The 21,115-nt window shown below is 71.1% G+C and carries 12 protein-coding genes; 8 read left to right on the forward strand and 4 right to left on the reverse strand.

Annotated elements, in window-relative coordinates:
• The first annotated feature begins 33 nt into the window (after positions 1-33).
• Positions 34-1,173, forward strand: coding sequence for an acyl-CoA dehydrogenase family protein (locus tag AB0H86_RS23425; RefSeq protein WP_362441910.1), 1,140 nt, complete (start codon positions 34-36; stop codon positions 1,171-1,173).
• Positions 1,173-2,198, forward strand: a complete 1,026-nt coding sequence (locus AB0H86_RS23430) for an acyl-CoA dehydrogenase family protein (RefSeq protein ID WP_362441913.1) — start codon at positions 1,173-1,175, stop codon at positions 2,196-2,198. The genes AB0H86_RS23425 and AB0H86_RS23430 overlap by 1 nt, the downstream gene beginning before the upstream one ends.
• Here the strand turns inward: AB0H86_RS23430 and AB0H86_RS23435 are convergent.
• A complete protein-coding gene (locus AB0H86_RS23435) occupies positions 2,186-3,844 on the reverse strand; it encodes a cytochrome bc complex cytochrome b subunit (RefSeq protein ID WP_362441916.1) in 1,659 nt (552 codons plus the stop codon). The two genes, AB0H86_RS23430 and AB0H86_RS23435, sit on opposite strands and share 13 nt — an antisense overlap.
• 247 nt (positions 3,845-4,091) lie before the next feature.
• Here AB0H86_RS23435 and AB0H86_RS23440 point away from each other — a divergent pair, with 247 nt between their 5' ends.
• From AB0H86_RS23440 to AB0H86_RS23455, 4 genes are all read left to right on the forward strand, one after another.
• Positions 4,092-5,051: a chitosanase gene (locus AB0H86_RS23440; protein ID WP_362441919.1), complete on the forward strand. Its 960-nt coding sequence runs from the start codon at positions 4,092-4,094 to the stop codon at positions 5,049-5,051.
• Positions 5,052-5,177: 126 nt separating this feature from the next.
• Positions 5,178-10,265 carry a caspase family protein gene (locus AB0H86_RS23445; protein ID WP_362441922.1) on the forward strand — a complete coding sequence of 1,696 codons (5,088 nt, stop codon included), beginning with the start codon at positions 5,178-5,180 and terminating at the stop codon, positions 10,263-10,265.
• Entirely contained in the window at positions 10,262-10,600 is a 339-nt protein-coding gene (locus AB0H86_RS23450) for a hypothetical protein (RefSeq protein WP_362441925.1), read from the forward strand. The genes AB0H86_RS23445 and AB0H86_RS23450 overlap by 4 nt, the downstream gene beginning before the upstream one ends.
• Positions 10,597-11,043 (forward strand): hypothetical protein, encoded by a 447-nt coding sequence (locus tag AB0H86_RS23455; protein WP_362441928.1) that lies wholly within the window; start codon positions 10,597-10,599, stop codon positions 11,041-11,043. The genes AB0H86_RS23450 and AB0H86_RS23455 overlap by 4 nt, the downstream gene beginning before the upstream one ends.
• A 153-nt stretch (positions 11,044-11,196) precedes the next feature.
• Here the strand turns inward: AB0H86_RS23455 and AB0H86_RS23460 are convergent, their stop codons facing one another.
• The 3 genes from AB0H86_RS23460 to AB0H86_RS23470 form a co-directional block, all read right to left on the reverse strand.
• A complete protein-coding gene (locus tag AB0H86_RS23460; protein ID WP_362441931.1) occupies positions 11,197-12,660 on the reverse strand; it encodes a glutamate synthase subunit beta in 1,464 nt (487 codons plus the stop codon).
• Positions 12,653-17,350, reverse strand: a complete 4,698-nt coding sequence (gene gltB / locus AB0H86_RS23465) for a glutamate synthase large subunit (RefSeq protein ID WP_362441934.1) — start codon at positions 17,348-17,350, stop codon at positions 12,653-12,655. The genes AB0H86_RS23460 and gltB overlap by 8 nt, the downstream gene beginning before the upstream one ends.
• Positions 17,351-17,723: 373 nt before the next feature.
• Entirely contained in the window at positions 17,724-18,455 is a 732-nt protein-coding gene (locus tag AB0H86_RS23470; RefSeq protein WP_362441937.1) for a VIT1/CCC1 transporter family protein, read from the reverse strand.
• Between the two features lie 259 nt (positions 18,456-18,714).
• Here AB0H86_RS23470 and AB0H86_RS23475 point away from each other — a divergent pair, with 259 nt between their 5' ends.
• Both AB0H86_RS23475 and AB0H86_RS23480 read left to right on the forward strand, forming a co-directional pair.
• Positions 18,715-19,806, forward strand: a complete 1,092-nt coding sequence (locus AB0H86_RS23475; protein ID WP_362441940.1) for an ADP-ribosylglycohydrolase family protein — start codon at positions 18,715-18,717, stop codon at positions 19,804-19,806.
• On the forward strand, positions 19,803-21,110 hold the full coding sequence (locus tag AB0H86_RS23480) for an ADP-ribosylglycohydrolase family protein (protein WP_362441943.1): 1,308 nt from the start codon (positions 19,803-19,805) through the stop codon (positions 21,108-21,110). The genes AB0H86_RS23475 and AB0H86_RS23480 overlap by 4 nt, the downstream gene beginning before the upstream one ends.
• Positions 21,111-21,115: the final 5 nt, after the last annotated feature.

Genomic DNA, 21,115 nt, shown 5'->3' on the forward strand with positions numbered 1-21,115 from the left:
TGTTAGGGAAGTGTCGTCGAAGGGCTGCCGCCGATGGATCTCGCCTTCACGCAGGAAGAAGAGGCCTTCCGAGCCGAGGCCCGCGCCTGGCTGAAGGCCCATGTACCGGCCGCTCCCCCGCCCTCCCTGGAGACGGAGGAGGGCTTCGCCGCGCACCGCGCGTGGGAGGCCGAACTCGCCGCGGACCGCTGGTCGGTGGTCGACTGGCCGGCGGTCTACGGCGGGCGGGACGCGGGCCTGATCCGCTGGCTGCTCTTCGAGGAGGAGTACCACGCGGCGGGCGCGCCGGGCCGGGTCGGCCAGAACGGCATCAGCCTGCTCGCGCCGACTCTCTTCGACCACGGCACCGAGGACCAACGCGCGCGCGTGCTGCCGCCGATGGCCACCGGTGAGGTGGTCTGGGCGCAGGCCTGGTCGGAGCCGGAGGCGGGCTCGGATCTGGCGTCCCTGCGGTCGAGAGCCGTCCGCACCGCCGGAGGCTGGCTGCTGAGCGGCCAGAAGACCTGGTCCTCGCGGGCGGCGTTCGCCGACCGCGCGTTCGGCCTGTTCCGCGGCGACCCGAAGCCGGCGAGGCCCCACCAGGGACTGATCTACGTGATGTTCGACCTGCGGGCGCCCGGCGTCACCGTCCGCCCCATCCGCCGCCTCGACGGCAGACCCGCCTTCGCGGAACTGTTCCTGGACGAGGTGTTCGTGCCGGACGAGGATGTGATCGGCGAGCCCGGTCAGGGTTGGCGGGTGGCGATGTCGACGGCGGGCAACGAGCGCGGGCTCACGCTCCGCTCCCCCGGCCGCTTCCTGGCGGGCGCCGGCCGGCTGTACGCGCTCTGGCGGGCCCAGGGCAGCCCGGACGCGGTGCGGCCGCGCGTGGCCGACGCCCTGATCGGCGCCCGCGCCTATCAGCTCTTCACCTACGCCGCCGCCTCCCGACACCTCGACGGAGCGGCCCTCGGCCCGGAGTCCAGCCTGAACAAGGTGTTCTGGTCCCAGTACGACATCGCGCTCACCGAGACGGCCCTCGACATCCTGGGCGCGGCGGGCGAGGCGGCCGACACGGAGTGGGCCGAGCGGTACGTGTTCGCCCTCGCCGGCCCCATCTACGCCGGCACGAACGAGATCCAGCGCGACATCATCGCCGAACGCCTGCTGGGCCTGCCGAAGGGACGCCGGTGATGCGATTCCTCCCGACCACCGAACAGCGTGCCTTCACCGACTCCCTGGCCGCCCTGCTGACGGCCGCCGACACCCCGTCCGTCGTACGGGACTGGAGCCGCGGCGACCGGACGGGCGGGCGCGCGCTGTGGTCCCGCGTCGCCGAGGCGGGCGTCTTCGCCCTGGCGGTCCCGGAGGCGTACGAGGGGATGGGGCCGCGTCCCGTCGAACTCGCCCTCGCCTTCGTGGAGTTGGGGCGGCACGCGGTGCCGGGGCCGTTGGTGGAGACGGTGACGGCGGCGACACTGCTCGCGGCGCTGGACGACACGGGCCCGGCCAAGCGCCTGCTGCCCGCCCTGGCCTCGGGCGAGTCGACGGCCACCGTGGCCCACGGCGGGTACGCACTGGACGCGGACGCGGCGGACGTACGACTGAGGCTGTCGGGACCCGAGAGCGCGGCGGAAGCGACCCGAGCGGCGGGGTCCGCCGCCGAGCTGCGCCTGGCACCCGCGCCGGGCCTCCCGCGTCCCTCCCTCGACCCCGCCCGCCGGCTCTTCCCCCTCCCGCCCGGCGGGGACCTCCTCGCCACCGGCCCGCAGGTCACCGCGGCCATGGCGCACGCGCTCCGGCTCGCCCGGCTCACCACGGCAGCCCAGGCCCTGGGCGTCGGCCTCGCGCTCCTCGACAGGACCGTCGCGTACGTCGGACAGCGCACCCAGTTCGGTGTCCCCATCGGCTCGTTCCAGGCCGTCAAACACCAGCTGGCGGACGCCAAGATCGCCCTGGAGTTCGCGCGGCCCCTCGTCCTCGGTGCCGCGCTGACCATGACCGGGCAGGACATCGCCGCGGCGAAGGTCACGGCGGGCGAGGCGGCGTACGCCACCGCCCGCACGGCTCTGCAACTGCACGGCGCGATCGGCTACACCGCGGAGTACGACCTGTCGCTGTGGCTGACCAAGGCCCGCGCTCTGCGCGCCGCCTGGGGCGGCCCCGACGAGTGCCGGGCCACCGTCCTCGGTACCGGCGATCGCCCTCAGTGGTGGTGATCGCCGCTCGTGATCTCCCGGTACTCCTCCACCGTCGGCTTCTCGATCCGCGTCTCCGGACCGAACATCGCCCGCGACACCCGTGCCCGCACGCGCTGGGAGACCTTGACCTGCCGTCGTACCCCGCCCGCGTCCACGAGCGGCCCGATCTCGTACGCCGGCTCCTGTTCATGCTGGGTGAGGGTGAACAGCTGCCCCTGCGAGAGAGGTTCGTGGACCTCGACGTACTCGCCGTGCGGCAGCCGCTTGACGGTGCCGGTCTCCCTGCCGTGCAGCACCTTGTCCCGGTCCCGGCGCTGCAGACCGAGACAGACGCGCTGGGTGACGACGTAGGCGAGCACCGGCACCACGAACACCGACACCCGTACGAACCAGGTGATCGCGTTGATGGACAGATGCAGATGTGTGGCCACGATGTCGTTGCCGCCGCCGATCAGCAGCACCACGTACAGGCTCAGCCACGCCACTCCCAGGCCGGTACGCACGGGCACGTTGCGCGGCCGGTCCAGGATGTGGTGCTCGCGTCTGTCGCCGGTGACCCATGCCTCGATGAACGGATACAGGCCGAGGGCGAGCAGGATCAGCGGGAAGAGGGAGAAGGGGATGAAGACACCCAGTTGCAGGGTGTGACCCCAGGCGTTGATCTCCCATCCCGGCATCACCCGGATCAGTCCCTCGGAGAAGCCCAGATACCAGTCGGGCTGGGCGCCCGTGGTCACCAGGTCCGGGCGGTACGGCCCGAAGGCCCACACCGGGTTGACGCTGGCGATGCCGCCCATGATCGTCAGAACGCCGAAGACCAGGAAGAAGAAGCCGCCCGCCTTGGCCATGTAGACCGGCAGGAAGGGCATGCCGACCACCGACTTCTCGTTCCGGCCGGGGCCCGGGTACTGCGTGTGCTTGTGGTAGAAGATCAGGATCAGATGCACGACGACCAGACCCAGCATGATCCCCGGCAGCAGCAGCACATGGATCGGGAAGAACCTCGGAATGATGTCGTGCCCCGGGAACTCCCCGCCGAAGAGGAAGAAGGACAGATACGTCCCGACGATCGGGACGGACAGGATGGCGCCCTGCGCGAAGCGGACGCCGGTGCCGGACAGCAGGTCGTCGGGGAGCGAGTAGCCGGTCAGGCCGGTCAGGATGCCGAGGAACAGCAGCGTCCAGCCGAACATCCAGTTCAGCTCGCGGGGCTTGCGGAACGCGCCGGTGAAGAACACCCGCATCATGTGCACGAGCATGCCGGTGACGAAGACCAGCGCCGCCCAGTGGTGAATCTGCCGGATCAGCAGCCCGCCGCGCACGTCGAAGCTGATGTCGAGCGTCGACTCGTACGCCCGGGTCATGATGACGCCGTTGAGGGGCTCGTACGTGCCGTTGTAGACGACCTCGACACCGCTCGGTTCGAAGAACAGCGTGAGGTAGATCCCGGTGAGGATCAGGATGAGGAAGCTGTAGAGGCAGACCTCGCCCAGCATGAAGGACCAGTGGTCCGGAAAGACCTTGCGCATGTTGGCCTTCGCCAACGCGTATAACCCGAGCCGCCCGTCGGCCCAGTCGGCGACTTTCTCGCCCTTGCCGGGAGCCTCCCCGCGCGCCGGAACGGCCCGCCCCGCTCCCCCGTTCACCGATCGTGCGCCGTCCATACCTCGTCGCCTCCCCGTCGGATCAACCCAGGCTGACACGACAGTAAGGGCAAGCCAAGGGGGCGACCAGTCAGGAGGGCCGGATGATTTTCCGGCTCCCGCGCGCCCCACCAGACACTGTGGGAACTCACCCACGACAGGGTCGACAGCCCCGGGTAGAACATCCGCCGGAGATCCGCTCCCTCCTCCTCGGGGACCGAACCGTCCGCCGGATCCACGGCACCGCGCGACCGTACGCTTGGGCAGTATGAAACGTGCCGGTCTCCTCGCGCTCGGCGCCGTGCCCCTCGTGGTCGCGGCGACGGTCTACGCCTCGACGGCACCCACCTCGGACGGGGACAGCGGGGCACAGGGGAGCGCGGGGCCGACGGTCGCGGCCCGTACGTCGGCCGCGAGCACGCCGGCCGCCCGTACACCGGCCGCCCGTACGACGGCCGTGGGTACACCGACCGCCCGCACGCCCGCCGCGCGTACGACCGCCGCCCGGCCCGCGAGCCTGGCCGACCCCGGCAAGAAGGAACTGGCCCAGCGCCTGGTGGCCAGTGCCGAGAACTCCACCCTCGACTGGCAGGACGCCTACGCCTACATCGAGGACATCGGCGACGGACAGGGCTACACGGCCGGCCTCATCGGCTTCTGCACCGGCACCCACGACCTGCTCACACTCGTCGAGACCTACACCGAGGAGCACCCCGGCAACGGCCTCGCCCGCTACCTCCCCGCCCTGCGCGCCGTCGACGGCACGGACTCCCACGAGGGCCTGGACCCCGGCTTCACCGCGGCCTGGAAGGCGGAGGCCGCACGCCCCGCGTTCCGCGCGGCCCAGGACGACAAACGCGACCGTGTCTTCTTCGACCCCGCGGTCCGCCGCGCCGAGCAGGACGGTCTGGGGGTCCTCGGCCAGTTCGTCTACTACGACGCGATCGTCTACCACGGCCCGGGCACCGACCCCACCAGCTTCGGCGGCATCCGCGCCGCAGCCATGCGCCGCGCGGCCACCCCCGCCCAGGGCGGCTCCGAGAAGGCCTACCTCGAGGCCTTCCTCGACGTCCGCCGCGCCGCCATGACCACCCTGCACCCCGGCACGGACACCAGCCGCGTCGACACCGCCCAACGCCGCTTCCTGAACGAGGGCAACCTGGGGCTCACCACTCCGCTGAAGTGGGAGGTGTACGGACAGACGTACACGGTGCGCTCGACCTCCTGAGTCTCTGTCAGCCCCCCGTCCCCCAGGCGCTTCTGAGAAGATGTGCCGGGGACACGCACCATTCGGGGGCTTCACGTGGGTATCGCTGACAACGCACGCTCTTTTACGGCGGGACGGCGGCGTGCCTTGCTGATCGGCGTCGCGGACACGCCTCATCTCCAGGGCAACCGGGACCTCGCCGAGCGGTACCCGCGCCTCGACTGCGCCCCGAAGGACGTCGAACTCGTCGGTTCGGCGCTCGCGCGGTCCGGCTACGAGATCAGCACCCGCCTCGAGGACAACGGGTACGCCCCGTTGATGGGCGCGCTCTTCACGTTCTTCGCCTCGTGCGAGCCCGGCGACACCGCCTTCGTCTACATCTCCTGCCACGGGGTGTCCGTGGGCGGCCACGACTACCTGCTGCCGTCCGACGCCCAGCCGGGAGGGCTTCGCGAGGACGGCTCACCGGGGCTGCTCACGCCGTTGCTGGTCGAGGCCGAACCCGGAGTGATGCTGCGGGGACTGCGCCCGGGAGTGACTGCCGTGGTCTGCGTCGACGCCTGTCGAACCGAGGAGGAGGACCCCGGCTCCGGGGAACCGCAGGCCCGGTGGGCCTCGTACGAACTGGACGCGCTGTGGGTGTACGGCTGCGGCCCCGGGCAGTACTCGTATGCCGACCCCGCCGAGGGCAGTCTGTTCGCCCGGGTCCTCGCGGAGGCGCTCCAGCCGAACAGCCCTCCGACCACCTTCGCGGACGTCGTGGAGTACGTCGGCAAGGGGATGCGCCGGCTGTCCGGAAGCCTGCCGGTCGTCCCGCAGATACCCGCGCCGTACGTGCCGTCCCGGCTGGAGGACCGTACCGGGGAGATCATCCTGTGCGAGGGCTCCGAGGACACACTGCGCTGGACCGGGGCGGTCACGGCCTCCGAGCTGTGGAAGCACACCGCCGGCAGCCCCGCGGTGCACGAGCGGGTGAAGCAACAGCTGGGCGAGCTGATTCGCTACGTGGTGGACAGCTGTGCGGGCGCCGGTGCCCACCAGGAGGACCCCTGGCACGACCCCGCGTACCCCGAGCGGGTCGTGCACCGTCTGGGCGACCTCGTCCGCCGCGCCGCGCTGCGCCCCGGTGACCTGCTCTCCCCCGCCGAGACGGCCTGCCTGCTCGCGGGGCCCTTCGTGCACGAGGGCGTCATCGCCACGGCACTGCAGGACCTGCACGTCTACCAGCCTCGCCACCTCGGCGCGCCCGCGGAGCAGGGAAGCGACGACCCGCACGGGCAGCAGGTGCGCGGCGCCGCCCAGGACGTGTGCCGCGCGCACTCCCAGGTGCAGCGCACGGCCGACACGCTGCGGGCCCGTCGGCTCGACGACGCGGCCCGCGCCGCCGACCACTGGCTGCGGCACCGCTTCATCGCCGACTGGGACGCCCTGTGGGAGCGTGGCGAGGCGTACTCCGCCGTCGACGCGATCATCGTCAAGGCGGTCGACGCGGTCGTCGCGGCAGCCGAGGACGCCACCGCCGGGCCCCGCACCGACGACGCCCGGGGTGAGGTCGACGACCAGGTCCGCCAGGTCCTCGGGCACATCACGGTGAACCCCGGCCGCGCCGACAACGGTCCCCGGGTCAACGTCCGTGGCCACGGGGACCGTTGGAACCTCCGGCATCCGGTACGCGGCAACACCTGGCGGGCACCCGATCTCGCCCGGCTGCTGTGGAGCGCGGCCCTCCTCGCTGCTGACCCGCGCCGCCTGTCCAGCGTGCTCGTCGACCACCTCGGTGCCCACGAGCCGCTGCGCCCGCAGGACGTGGTGACCGCTCTCGCGTACGACTTCGACTACGCGGAAACGGACGGTCGCACCGCCGCCACGCACGGCCTCGACGTGCGTTTCAGCTGCCCGCACCCGGCCTTGCACGCGTCCGTCGAGGAGTTGGTGGGGCACGCCGACGCCACGGTTCGGTCCGTCCACCGCGAGTGGAGCTCGACGGGCCTGCCGCCCCTGCTCAAAGGCTTGCCGGACCGGGTCACAGCCGCGAACCTGACCCCGCAGAACCAGCGTTACCGGCAGCCGCTCGAACGTTTCCGGCTCGCCGAGGACGAGATCCGCCCCCTGCTGATGGGCACCCAACTGTACGGCGACCGCATGCTGGCCGTCCGAGAGCTCTACCAGAACGCCCTCGACGCCTGCCGCTACCGCCACATGCGCCGCCAGTACGGCGCGATCCAGTCCGGCTGCGGCTCCCGCGCCAACTGGACCCCGCAGATCTCCTTCACGCAGGGCTGGGACGCCGACGGACGCCCCTACATCGAATGCGAGGACAACGGCACGGGCATGACCCGCGCCAAGCTGACCTCGATGTTCGCCCGGGCGGGCAAGCGGTACGAGCAGGATCCCGGATTCGTCCAGGAGCGACGCAACTGGCGCCGCGCCGGGATCGAGGACGTCGGCATGAACTCCCGTTTCGGCATCGGGGTGTTCTCGTACTTCATGTTGGCCGACGAGGTTGTCGTCTGGACCCGCCCGGTGGACCGCCACGGCCTGCCCGGCACGGAACGGCCCCTGCGCGCCGACATCCAGTCCGGCTCCGGTCTGCTGCGGGTCAGCGACACGGCGGACTCGCCGGAACTCGGCGGGACACGGGTACGGCTGTATCTCGCGGCCCACGAGGAGAAGCAGCCGTCACTTCTGGAGGCGTTGCGGACGATTCTCTGGGTGAGCGACTACGAGGTGCGGGTGGAGGAACGCGACAGCCAGGATCCCGAACAGGTCGTACGGAGCGCGACGTGGGCGCCGAACACGTTGACGGCCGACGGATCGTGGGACGGGGAGGCCGTTCAGGCGGGGCGGGACGCCTGGTTGGTGCAGGGCAAGGGGCAGTTGCTGCTCGACGGCGTGGTGGTCAAGAACGCGCCCGAGGTCTACGGCCGGGTGTTCAACCTCCGGGAACGACACGCCCCCGAACCGAGCGTCGACCGCAACGAGATGCTCTCGTACGACGAGGACCTGGTCATGCGCGAGTTGCTGGCCGGCGTGCCCGAGGGCGTGGTCCAGTGGCCGGACGTTCCGCTGCGCGCGTTGTGGACGCTGGCCGAGGAAGCTCCACTGCTTGCGGTGGCGGTGCTGGCGGCACTGCCCAAGAGCACGACGGCCGTGCTGGAGAGCGGCCCGGGCGACCAGACTCTGGTGCTGGAGCGGCTCCCGCTCGCCAAGGCGGGGTGTCTGCCCATTGACCGCGTGCTGCTGCGGGAGGACCACGCGAGCTTCTCGCTGGGAACGGACCGCGACCACGAATCCCTGTTGATCCGCGACTGGCAGGCGACCCGGCTTGCGCTCACCTACGTGCGCGGGCATGCGTTCTGTCCCGCCGGATATCCCGAACCGGCCCCCTTGGACGCACTGCTGTTTCAGCGAGAGCCTACCGAGGCAGCGAGCTGGCTCACGGTCCTGAGCGCGGCGGCCATGAACCGCGTCCCGCTGCGAGCGTCGGTGCGGGCGATGCGGCGGTACGCCGTCACGGGAATGCATGTCCCCGCCGTGGAGTCCGTGCGCCACCTCGACGACCTGCGCCCGGACCAGACCGACGTGTTCCTCTACATCGCCTACCGAGTTCAGCGGCGCACGTCGAGCGGGGCGTCTTCCGCGCCGCACGCGCCGATGGTGGTGCTCTCCGCCCACCAGGGCCTCAGCTTTGGACAACTGTCGGCGCGGCTGGAACGCCTGCGCGCCCTCGACCCCCGCCTGCCTCAGCCGCCGGAGCTCACCACGGACCTCGCGGCGGAGCACGCGTCGGTCGAGGCGTCGCGGTTGGCGGCCGAAGAGTACAACGTGTACGGCACATGGTCCTTCAGAGCCGCCTGGCGCCCGGGCGCCGTGGCGCCCATCGACCTGCTGGACCACGCGGACGCGACGTTCCCGATCAACGAACTGGTCGACCTGGTCCGGCACCTGGCCCCGCTCGGGTTCTCGTTCTCCTCCGAGCCGACCCCGGTGACGCTGGCACACGGCCCGCTCAAGGCCTCCGAACGGCTTCTTCTTTCCGGGAAGTACAGGACCTCGCTGTTGCGTGGCAGACTCTCCATGACCCAGCTGTTCGACATCTCGCAACGACTGCAGACACCGCTGGGCGAGGTCGCCAAGCGCATCAACGACCTCGCGTCCGCCGCGGGTGTGCAAGCGCCCGCAGTTCCCGCCGAGGCCGCCGACTTCGTCGTCCCCAAGTGGGTGGTCGAGGCCGTGACCCCCCGGCGGCTGCCGCTCGGCCCCTGGGCACTGGTGGTGGCAGGCACGTCCTTCAGAGCAGCGCGCGCCTCCGAGGGGGAGCCAAGGCTGCGTGAAGCGCTGCCCGTCCTGCGCGCGTGCGGCCTGTTGCGAAGCGATCTCGCCTGGGACGACGAGGCGGTCGTACGGGAAGTGGAGGCCCGCAGCCCCCTCGGGGCGCTCCTGGGGCCAGTGGCCTCCGACCTCGACCACCAGGGCATCACGATCCCCATGGCCTTGACCGTGTCCAGCACGGTCGGCGAGCGGCTGGATCACCTGGCAAGTGTCTCGCGGCACCTGCCCGTGGCGGCGATCGCGAAGATCACGGCCCCGGAGACCCGAAGCCTCCGTTTCGAGCCAGGTGACCAGGTGCTCCTGGCCAACGGACTCCCGCACCGACGCAGGTCCTTCCGCGACGAGTTGAGCATCCAGCACATCCTGGAGCGCTGCCGCACCGCCGCCACCCCCCTGGGCCCGTCCGTGCGTCACCTGGCCCGCTTCACCGCGCTCGGCGCGCCCGCTTCCCCGGGCGACTTCACGGGGCCCGACGCCGAGAAATTGGAGGACTTCGTCCCCGACCGGTTCGACATGGCCGCCTTCGACGCCGGGCTGCTCGGTCCCGGTCGCCTCGGCCCCCTCGAACTCGTCCTGATCGCGGGCCGATTCGGCCGGACCCTCGGCGAGGCGTACGAGCGCTACGCCCCCTTCAGATGCCTCGGCCTCAAGGTGACCGTGGACGAGCCGAACGCCGCGGAGGCCCAACTGACCCCGGGCTGGCAGGACGTGGTCGTGCTCACCGAACAACTGACCGGCCGTGCCCCGGCGTTGAGCGGGCCGGTCGACCCCGACCACATCGCGCTCTGCGCCGAGGAGACGGACCTCACCGAACCCAAGGTCCGCGAGCGTCTGCAGAACTACGGCCGTCTCTTCGGCCTCCGGCTCCCCGATACCCCGGGCAGAAAGGACACCAGCACGTGAGTTCCGCGATCCCCTACGACGAGGGCGCCTCCCATCCGGCCCCGCTCACCTTCCTGTGGACACAGGGCGAGGCCGCCGGGGAGGTGACGTACGTGGCCACCGGGCACTGCCCGGTGTGCGGTTGCGCGATGCGGCGCGCCTGGACGTTCGGGCAGCCCGCGCTGACCAAGGGCGGCTTCCTCGGCCGCCGCAAGGACCCGGGGCCGGCGCCCTATCACACGTTCTGCCAGTGCGAGACGCTGCACATGGGGCGGCCCGCCGGAGAGCCGCTCGGGTGCGGGGCCCTGCTCATCATCGCGCCGCCGCAGACCATGACGAACGGCACGGGACCGTGAACTTCACTCCTCAGCAACTGCGCGACGCCGATCGCCGGGTCCGCGAGATGTCCTCGCCCGGGCGCCAGTTGGAGCTGGCGTTGCGTCAGGCCGAGGGCTACCGCAACTTCCTCGCCTCGCTCACCGGCCTGCTCACCGCGGTCTTCGTGCTCAAGGGTCAGGAAGACCTCAGCAAGCTCGCCGGCATCCCGCACTGTTCGGTGATCGGCCTGCTGATCACGGGGTTCCTGGCGCTGATCGTGGCCTCGTGGCTGGGTGTGCTCGCTGTGCACGGGCGTCCCGGTGAGGAGATCATGCTGGAGTCCGGCAGGCTCCTCGCGTACGAGAAGGCCCGCGTACGCGACGTGTGGCGTCTGGTGGAGTGGGCCCGCTGGCTCGCCCTGATCGGCGTCCTCGCCATCGCCGCGGCCGTCATCGTCACCTGGATCGCCCCCACCAAGTAGCGCACATGCGGCGGCGCCTGCCCATTCGTCCGGTCGGGGACAAGAGGCAGACGCCGTCTCCGGGGATCTGGGGGCGAACCCCCCAGATATCCCGCCCGTACGCCGTTGTACGGGATGTGTGAGGCCCCTTTTCGGGGGGGGGCCGTCAGCCTGTCAGACCATCAGGGAGCGGTCCGTCGGGCGGATCGGGGCGTGCAGCTCGCTGCCGCCGGTCAGGAAGCGGTCGACCCCGCGGGCGGCCGAGCGGCCCTCCGCGATGGCCCACACGATGAGGGACTGGCCGCGGCCGGCGTCACCGGCGACGTACACGCCCGGCACGTTGGTCTGGAAGTCGGCGTCGCGGGCGACGTTGCCGCGCTCGTCGAGGTCCAGGCCGAACTGCTCGACCAGGCCGTTCTCGCGGTCGGTGCCGGTGAAGCCCATGGCGAGGGTGACCAGCTGGGCGGGGATCTTGCGCTCCGTGCCCGGCTTCTGGGTCAGCTTGCCCTCGACGAACTCGACCTCGCTGAGGTGCAGCCACTGGACGTTGCCGTCCTCGTCGCCCTCGAAGTGGGTGGTGGAGACGGAGTAGACCCGCTCGCCGCCCTCCTCGTGCGCGGAGGTGACCTTGTAGAGCATCGGGAAGGTCGGCCACGGCTGGGAGACCGGGTTCCGGTCGTCGTTCGGGCGGGGCATGATCTCCAGCTGCGTGACCGAGGCCGCGCCCTGGCGGTGGGCGGTGCCCACGCAGTCGGCGCCGGTGTCGCCACCGCCGATGACCACGACGTGCTTGCCCTCGGCGGAGATCGGGGGCGCCACGAAGTCGCCCTCCTGCACCTTGTTGGCCAGCGGCAGGTACTCCATGGCCTGGTAGATGCCCTGGAGTTCGCGGCCGGGGACCGGGAGGTCACGCGAGGTCGTCGCGCCGGCGGCGATGACGACCGCGTCGTACCGCTTCTTCAGGTCGGTCGCCTTGAGGTCGCGGCCGATCTCGATGCCGGTGCGGAAGCGGGTGCCCTCCGCGCGCATCTGCTCGATACGGCGGTTGATGTGCCGCTTCTCCATCTTGAACTCGGGGATGCCGTACCGGAGGAGGCCTCCGATGCGGTCCGCGCGCTCGTAGACGGCGACGGTGTGGCCGGCCCGGGTGAGCTGCTGGGCGGCGGCGAGTCCGGCGGGACCGGACCCGATGACCGCGACGGTCTTGCCGGACAGCCGCTCCGGGATCTGCGGGGCGACGTCACCGGTCTCCCACGCCTTGTCGATGATCGAGACCTCGACGTTCTTGATGGTGACGGCCGGCTGGTTGATGCCGAGCACACACGCCGACTCGCAGGGCGCGGGGCACAGCCGGCCCGTGAACTCCGGGAAGTTGTTCGTCGCGTGCAGACGCTCCGACGCGGCCGCCCAGTCCTCGCGGTAGGCGAAGTCGTTCCACTCGGGGATCAGGTTCCCCAGCGGACAGCCGTTGTGACAGAACGGGATGCCGCAGTCCATGCAGCGGCTGGCCTGCTTGCTGATGATCGGCAGCAGGGAGCCGGGGGCGTAGACCTCGTTCCAGTCCTTCAGGCGTACGTCGACGGGGCGGGTCCTGGCGACCTCGCGGCCGTGGTTCAAAAAGCCCTTCGGGTCAGCCATTGATCGCCGCCTCCATCATCTTCTCGGTGATCTCGGTCTCGGTGAGACCCGCTCGCTCGGCGGCGTCCTTGGCGGCGAGCACTGCCTTGTACGTACTGGGGATGATCTTGCTGAAGCGCTCCACGGACACGGTCCACTCGGCGAGCAGCTTCTCGGCGACCGTCGAGCCGGTCTCCTCGGCGTGCCGGCGCACCACGTCGTGCAGCCACTGCTTGTCGGTGTCGTCCAGCTCCTCGACCGCGTCGGCGTTGCCCACGTTGACGTTGTCGCGGTTCAGGTCGATGACGTACGCGACGCCACCGGACATGCCGGCCGCGAAGTTGCGGCCCGTCTCGCCGAGGACGACCGCGTGACCGCCGGTCATGTACTCGCAGCCGTGGTCGCCCACGCCCTCGGAGACGACCGTCGCGCCGGAGTTGCGGACGCAGAACCGCTCGCCCGACCGGCCGCGCAGGAACAGCTCGCCGCCGGTCGCGCCGTACGCGATGGTGTTGCCCGCGATCGTCGAGAACTCGGCGAGGTGGTCGGCGCCCCGGTCGGGACGGACGATCACCCGGCCGCCGGAGAGGCCCTTGCCGACGTAGTCGTTGGCGTCGCCCTCCAGGCGCAGCGTGATACCGCGCGGCAGGAAGGCGCCGAAGGACTGGCCGGCGCTGCCGGTGAAGGTGATGTCGACGGTGTCCTCGGGCAGGCCCGCACCGCCGAACTTCTTGGTCACCTCGTGGCCGAGCATGGTGCCGACCGTGCGGTTGATGTTGCGGATGGTGACCTGGGCGCGCACCGGCTGGGCGTCGGTCGCGGAGTCCGCGGCGAGGGCGTCGGCGGCGAGCTTGATCAGCTCGTTGTCGAGCGCCTTCTCCAGGCCGTGGTCCTGACCGATCACCTGGTGCAGCGCGGCACCCTCGGGCAGCTCGGGCACGTAGAAGAGCGGAGTCAGGTCCAGGCCCTGCGCCTTCCAGTGGTTGACCGCGCGGGTCACGTCGAGCGTCTCGGCGTGGCCGACGGCCTCCTCGATGGAGCGGAAGCCCAGCTCGGCGAGGATCTCGCGGACCTCCTCGGCGATGAACTGGAAGAAGTTCACGATGTGTTCGGCCTTGCCGGTGAACCGTTCCCGCAGGGTCGGGTTCTGGGTGGCGATGCCGACGGGGCAGGTGTCCAGGTGGCAGACCCGCATCATGACGCAGCCGGAGACGACGAGCGGAGCGGTCGCGAAACCGAACTCCTCGGCGCCGAGCAGCGCGGCGATGACGACGTCACGGCCGGTCTTGAGCTGGCCGTCGGTCTGCACGACGATGCGGTCGCGCAGGCCGTTGAGCAGCAGGGTCTGCTGGGTCTCGGCGAGACCGAGCTCCCAGGGGCCGCCCGCGTGCTTCAGCGAGGTCAGCGGGGAGGCGCCCGTACCGCCGTCGTGGCCGGAGATGAGCACGACGTCCGCGTGCGCCTTGGACACACCCGCCGCGACCGTGCCGACGCCGACCTCGGAGACCAGCTTCACGTGGATCCGCGCCTGCGGGTTCGCGTTCTTCAGGTCGTGGATCAGCTGGGCCAGGTCCTCGATGGAGTAGATGTCGTGGTGCGGCGGCGGGGAGATGAGTCCCACGCCCGGCGTCGAGTGACGCGTCTTGGCGACCCACGGGTACACCTTGTGGCCGGGCAGCTGGCCGCCCTCGCCGGGCTTGGCGCCCTGGGCCATCTTGATCTGGATGTCGTCGGCGTTGACCAGGTACTCCGAGGTCACACCGAAGCGGCCGGAGGCGACCTGCTTGATGCTGGACCGGCGCGCCGGGTCGTAGAGGCGGTCCGCGTCCTCGCCGCCCTCACCGGTGTTGGACTTGCCGCCCAGCTGGTTCATGGCGATGGCGAGCGTCTCGTGGGCTTCCTTGGAGATGGAGCCGTACGACATGGCGCCGGTGGAGAAGCGCTTGACGATCTCGGACGTCGGCTCGACCTCGTCGATGGAGATCGGCTGACGGTCCTCGTTCTTGAAGCCGAACAGGCCGCGCAGCGTCATCAGACGCTCGGACTGCTCGTTCACGCGCTCGGTGTACTTCTTGAAGATGTCGTACCGGCCGCTGCGCGTGGAGTGCTGAAGGCGGAAGACCGACTCCGGGTCGAACAGGTGCGGTTCGCCCTCGCGGCGCCACTGGTACTCGCCGCCTATGTCGAGGGCGCGGTGGGCGGGCGCGATGCCGCTGGCCGGGTACGCCTTCGCGTGGCGGGCGGCGACCTCCTTGGCGATGACGTCGATGCCGACGCCGCCGATCTTGGTGGCCGTGCCGCTGAAGTACTTGGTGACGAACTGCGCGTCGAGGCCGACCGCTTCGAAGACCTGGGCGCCCCGGTAGGAGGCGACCGTCGAGATGCCCATCTTGGACATGACCTTCAGGACGCCCTTGCCGAGGGCGTAGATCAGGTTGCGGATGGCCTGCTCGGCCTCGATGTCCGACAGGAAGGTGCCGGCGCGGACCAGGTCCTCGACCGACTCCATGGCCAGGTACGGGTTCACGGCGGCGGCGCCGAAGCCGATGAGCAGGGCGACGTGGTGGACCTCGCGGACGTCACCGGCCTCGACCAGCAGGCCCACCTGGGTGCGCTGCTTGGTGCCGATGAGGTGGTGGTGGACGGCCGCGGTGAGCAGCAGCGACGGGATCGGCGCGTGCTCGGCGTCCGAGTGTCGGTCCGACAGGACGATCAGGCGGGCGCCGTTCTCGATGGCGGCGTCGGCCTCGGCGCAGATCTCCTCGATGCGCGCGGCCAGGGCGTCGCCGCCGCCGGAGACGCGGAAGAGACCGGAGAGGGTCGCAGCCTTCATGCCCGGCATGTCGCCGTCGGCGTTGATGTGTATGAGCTTGGCCAGCTCGTCGTTGTCGATCACCGGGAAGGGCAGGACGACGCTGCGACAGGACGCGGCGCTCGGCTCCAGCAGGTTGCCCTGGGGGCCCAGCGACGAACGCAGGGAGGTGACGAGTTCCTCGCGGATCGCGTCCAGGGGCGGGTTGGTGACCTGCGCGAACAGCTGGGTGAAGTAGTCGAAGAGCAGCCGCGGGCGCTCGGACAGCGCGGCGATCGGCGAGTCCGTGCCCATCGAACCGATCGGCTCGGCACCGGCCTTGGCCATCGGCGCCACGATGACGCGCAGCTCCTCCTCGGTGTAACCGAAGGTCTGCTGGCGGCGGGTGACGGAGGCGTGCGTGTGCACGATGTGCTCACGCTCGGGCAGGTCGGACAGCTCGATCTCGCCGGCGTCCAGCCACTCGGCGTAGGGCGCCTCGGTGGCGAGCTGGGCCTTGATCTCGTCGTCCTCGATGATGCGGTGCTCGACGGTGTCGACGAGGAACATACGGCCGGGCTGCAGCCGGCCCTTGCGGACGACCTTGGCGGGGTCGATGTCGAGGACGCCGACCTCGGAGCCGAGGACGACCAGGCCGTCGTCGGTGACCCAGTAGCGGCCGGGGCGCAGTCCGTTGCGGTCGAGGACCGCGCCGACCTGCTTGCCGTCGGTGAAGGTGACACAGGCCGGGCCGTCCCAGGGCTCCATCAGGTTGGAGTGGAACTGGTAGAAGGCGCGCCGGGCCGGGTCCATGGAGTCGTGGTTCTCCCACGCCTCCGGGATCATCATCAGCACGGAGTGCGGCAGTGAACGGCCGCCCAGGTGCAGGAGTTCGAGGACCTCGTCGAAGGACGCCGAGTCGGAGGCGTCGGGCGTACAGATCGGGAAGACCCGGTCGAGGGCCTTCTGGTCCGCCTCGCTGTGCCCGTGGTCGGCGGAGCCGCTGTGCTCATGGTCGGCAGAGCCACTGTGCTCATGGTCGGCAGAGCCACTGTGCTCATGGTCGGCGGAGCCGAACAGCTCGGAGACCAGCTGGGACTCGCGGGCCGCCATCCAGTTGCGGTTGCCCTTGACGGTGTTGATCTCGCCGTTGTGCGCGACGAAGCGGTACGGGTGCGCCAGCGGCCAGCTCGGGAAGGTGTTCGTCGAGAACCGCGAGTGGACCAGCGCGATCGCGGAGGCGAAGCGGCGGTCGGACAGGTCCGGGAAGAAGGGCTCCAGCTGGCCGGTGGTCAGCATGCCCTTGTAGACGATGGTCCGCGCGGACAGCGAGGGGAAGTAGACGCCGGCCTCGCGTTCGGCGCGCTTGCGCAGCACGAACGCCTTGCGGTCGAGGGCGATGTCCGTCGAGGAGCCGTCGGTCACGAAGATCTGCCGGAAGGCGGGCATCGTGGACCGGGCGATGGTGCCGAGGAGTCCGGGCGCGACCGGCACCTCGCGCCAGCCGAGAACCGTCAGGCCCTCGTCCGCGGCGATCGTCTCGATCTGTGAGACGACGTCCTCGGTGCCGTCCTCGGGCAGGAAGGCGATACCTACGGCGTACGCACCGGCCGCGGGCAGCGCGAAGTCGGCCACCTCACGGAAGAAGGCGTCCGGCACCTGGGACAGGATGCCCGCGCCGTCGCCCGAGTCGGGCTCGGAGCCGGTGGCGCCGCGGTGCTCCAGGTTGCGCAGAACCGTGAGCGCCTGCTCGACCAGCGCATGGCTCGCCTCGCCGGTGAGGGTGGCCACGAAGCCGACGCCGCAGGCGTCGTGCTCGTTGCGGGGGTCGTACATACCCTGCGCAGCAGGGCGAGCATCCATGAAGGACCATTTCTGGCCATTCGCGGAGTGCTGGGACGGCTGGCGCGGCGTACGCATCGGCTCTCCCGTCGTCGTCATCTGGCATATGCATATTGCCGAGGGACGACGCTGGCCCTCTGCGTGAGTGCAAAATTTCGTGCAGGTTACATGATGGAGCGGTTCTCGGGAACCGGATCATCCGTTCCAACATGCGGACGCCACGCGGGTGCGAGGGGGTATCGCACACATGGCTTGAAGTATGTGGGGACCAAGCGGGACAGGTCGGTGTCCATCGGCCCAAGGAGGCGGAGCGGGCGTCGTCGCCCACCCCGCAAAGTGTGCCGCAGGCTTCATTGCCCCCAGCGCTTACGGCTCATGCCCGCTGGTTAAGCATTCGAAACCAGCAAGTAACGGCTACTTATGCGACCCAGCGCATAACTCGCAAGCCGCTCTATCCTACGGCCGTTCCGAACAGAGTGCCCAGGGCGTACGTCACACCGGCCGCCGCACCCCCGAGAGCGAGCTGCCGCAGCCCGCTGAACCACCAGGACCGCGCGGTCACCCTCGCCACGACGGCACCGCACGCGAACAGCCCGAAGAGCGCGAGCAGTACGGCGGGCCACAGAACGGTGGCGCCGAGCAGATACGGCAGTACGGGCAGCAGGGCACCCAACGCGAACGCCCCGAACGACGACACGGCGGCGACCAGCGGCGACGGCAGGTCGCCGGGGTCGATCCCGAGTTCCTCCCGAGCGTGTATCTCCAGCGCCTGCTCGGGATCGCGGGACAACTGCCGGGCCACCTCACGCGCCAGCCCGGGCTCGACCCCCCGCCCCTCGTACAGCGCGGCGAGCTCGGCCTCCTCGTCCTTGGGGTGCTTCCGCAGCTCCCCGCGCTCCACCTCCAGTTCGGCCTCGACGAGTTCGCGCTGCGAGGCGACGGAGGTGTACTCGCCGGCGGCCATGGAGAAGGCGCCTGCGGCGAGTCCCGCGAGGCCGGTGATGACGACGGTCCGGTGCCCGACCGAACCGCCCGCGACACCGGTCATCAGGGCGAGGTTGGACACCAGGCCGTCCATCGCGCCGAAGACGGCGGGGCGCAGCCAACCACCGTTGACGTCCCGGTGCGTGTGGTTGTCGCGGTGCGCCTCGTGCAGCGCGGCCTCGGTTTCGATGAGCGCCATTCCGGTCCCCCAGAAGCTTATTTGGACTGATTCCACTTTTTGACAACGACCACACTACGCTTCCGCATTCCCGTCCACCAGCAAGGAAAGGCTCGGCTAACCTGCGGCTTTACCCTCGGACGCTCATTCGACAGAGGCTCCGCACAGATGTCGACCGGGTGATGATGAAGCCTCCGTGGCTCTGGCGAACCACTCCGGTGGGACACATCCGCAAAGGGTTTCGCGCCCTGTGCGAGACCCCTGGAGGAGGAGGCCGCGGATGGCATCCATCGCCTGCATTCCCTCGACCCCGGCACCCGAGGACGCCGCCGGCCTCCGCGAGCGGGCCCGCGGCGCGCTGCTCGGCCTGGCCGTCGGGGACGCTCTCGGAGCCCCCGCGGAGAACATGAAGCCCTCCGAGATCCGCGCTCGCTGGGGCCGTATCACGGGCTACGTCAGCGACCGCCCCGCCGGCACGGACGACACCGAGTACGCGATCTTCTCCGGCCTCCTCCTGGCCCGCCACGGCTCCGCGCTCACCCCGGCCCATGTGGAGGCGGCCTGGCACCTGTGGATCGCGGACCGCGCCGAAGGCCCCTTCCGGGGCGCGGGCTTCAGCGAACGCGGCACCCTGGAGAACCTGCGCCGGGGCCTGGCCGCCCCCATCTCCGCCCAGCACCGCCACGCCTGGAGCGACGGCCTCGCCATGCGTGCCGCCCCCTTCGGCGTGTTCGCCGCGGGCCGCCCCGCCGAGGCCGCCCGCCTGGTCGCGATCGACGGCTCGGTGAGCCACGACGGCGAGGGCATCTACGGCGGCCAGGCGGTGGCGGCCGGGGTCGCCGCGGCGATGGCGGGCGCCCCGGTCATCGCGGTGGTCGCCGCGGCCCTGGCGGTCGTCCCCGACGACTCCTGGACGGCCCGCTCACTGCGCCGTGCCGTGACCGCGGCCCACCGCGGCGAACGCGCGGTCCGCTCCGCCGTCGTCATCGGTGGCTACCCCTGGACCGACCTGGCCCCCGAGGCGGTCGCCCTCGCCTTCGGGGCCTACGCGTCAGCCGACGGCGACTTCGTCCAGGCGGTACTGACCGCCGTCAACATGGGCCGCGACGCCGACACCACGGCAGCGGTGGCGGGCGCCCTGGCCGGCGCGACCCGCGGCGCCGCCGCGATCCCGGCCGACTGGGCCTCGGCCATCGGCCCGGCCCGAGGCAGCTGCCTGCCGTCGATGGCGGGCCACCACGTCCTGGACGTGGCGGAACTGCTGACTCCGGGCGAGGACGGCAGGTGGGGCGCCGGGGGATTCGTACCGAGCGAGGTCCCCCTACGAGCCGACACCCCGCGGGCGAACGACAAGACAGAGGTGGCCTCATGACGCCCCCGACCCCCTGGGACGAGACGACACTCACGCTCGGCACGACCGACCCCGCGGCCGCCGACGTCGAGGACCCCCCACCGGGGCCACCCGCACCCGACAACGAAAGCGCCACGGGTGGTGCGGGTGGGCACAAAGAGGCCGAAGGCGAAGCCAAGGCCGTGCACACCACAAGCCGCCGCATGGAAACAAGCCGCCGCATCGAAGGCCTCCTGCTCGGCCTAGCCGCAGGCGACGCCGCCGGGTGGCCCGCCGCCCGCCACCGAGCCGCCCGCATGCCCGACTGGACCCGCCGCCTCACTCGCGAACTCGACACCTTCGCCGAACAGAACGCGACCACCACCCTCCCCGTCCCCATCGCGCTCAACCAGCCACCGGAGCCCCTCCGCCTGGGCCCCTCCGACGACGCCGAGTGGGCGGCCTTCGCCGCGGAGGCCCTGCTGCGGGCCGGCGACGACAGCGTCCTCGGCGACCTGAGCCGACAGCGCCGCACCCGCGCGGCGATCGACCTCACCTGGAACGCCGTGGCGAGCGAGGTGGCCGCCGCCGCGAACCGCGCCCCCGAGATCGAGTCCGCGGTCCTCCCCCTGCGCGCCCGCATCTCTGTGCGCGCCGGCCTCGGCAACCTCGCCGCCGGCCTGCGCCCGCCCGCCACCGGCCACGACAACCCGCACTACTTCGACGACGCGGCCTGCGTCCGAGCCTGTGTCCTCGCCGTGGCGCACCCCGGCGACCCCCGACTCGCCGCCGACCTGGCCGAGTTCGACGCCCGCTACACCCAGGACGGCGACGGCGTGCACGGCGCCAGAGCGATGGCCGCGGCCCTCGCCCTCGCCCTGGCCGGGTCCGACGTACACACCTGCACGACCGCGGCCCTCGCGGAGCTCCCCGAGTCCACCGAGATCGGCCGCAACGCCCGCCACGCCCTCGCGTTGGCCCGTGACGCCGAGAGCACCTTCGCCCTGATCCCCCTGCTCGAACACCAGATCGTCGACCACGTCTACAGCTACGGCATCGCCGCCGCCGAGACGGTCCCGGTCGCCCTCGCCCTGGCCACCGCCGCGAACGGCCGGATCGCGGAAGCGGTACCGGCGGCGGCCTGCCTCTCCCGGGTCGCGGACTCGGCCCCCGCTCTGGCCGGCGCTCTCACCGGCGCCCTGGGCGGTGGCGCGTCGATCCCCGCCTCCTGGCGCACCGCCTGCCGCACTCTCTCCGGCTGTGCACTCCCCCGGCTCACCGGCACGGACCTCGTGGAACTCGCCGAACTCCTGGAAGCCGCACAACCCACCCCACCAGAGGGATGATTCGG

The organism is Streptomyces sp. NPDC050997, assembly GCF_040660135.1.
Classification (GTDB): domain Bacteria; phylum Actinomycetota; class Actinomycetes; order Streptomycetales; family Streptomycetaceae; genus Streptomyces.

What these genes read in the sequence shown, in the direction of transcription:
- AB0H86_RS23425 (WP_362441910.1), top strand. Translation starts at nt 34, where the DNA reads ATGGATCTCGCCTTCACGCAGGAAGAAGAGGCCTTCCGAGCCGAGGCC.
- AB0H86_RS23430 (WP_362441913.1), top strand. Translation starts at nt 1,173, where the DNA reads ATGCGATTCCTCCCGACCACCGAACAGCGTGCCTTCACCGACTCCCTG.
- AB0H86_RS23435 (WP_362441916.1), bottom strand. Translation starts at nt 3,844, where the DNA reads ATGGACGGCGCACGATCGGTGAACGGGGGAGCGGGGCGGGCCGTTCCG.
- AB0H86_RS23440 (WP_362441919.1), top strand. Translation starts at nt 4,092, where the DNA reads ATGAAACGTGCCGGTCTCCTCGCGCTCGGCGCCGTGCCCCTCGTGGTC.
- AB0H86_RS23460 (WP_362441931.1), bottom strand. Translation starts at nt 12,660, where the DNA reads ATGGCTGACCCGAAGGGCTTTTTGAACCACGGCCGCGAGGTCGCCAGG.
- gltB (WP_362441934.1), bottom strand. Translation starts at nt 17,350, where the DNA reads ATGCGTACGCCGCGCCAGCCGTCCCAGCACTCCGCGAATGGCCAGAAA.
- AB0H86_RS23470 (WP_362441937.1), bottom strand. Translation starts at nt 18,455, where the DNA reads ATGGCGCTCATCGAAACCGAGGCCGCGCTGCACGAGGCGCACCGCGAC.
- AB0H86_RS23475 (WP_362441940.1), top strand. Translation starts at nt 18,715, where the DNA reads ATGGCATCCATCGCCTGCATTCCCTCGACCCCGGCACCCGAGGACGCC.
- AB0H86_RS23480 (WP_362441943.1), top strand. Translation starts at nt 19,803, where the DNA reads ATGACGCCCCCGACCCCCTGGGACGAGACGACACTCACGCTCGGCACG.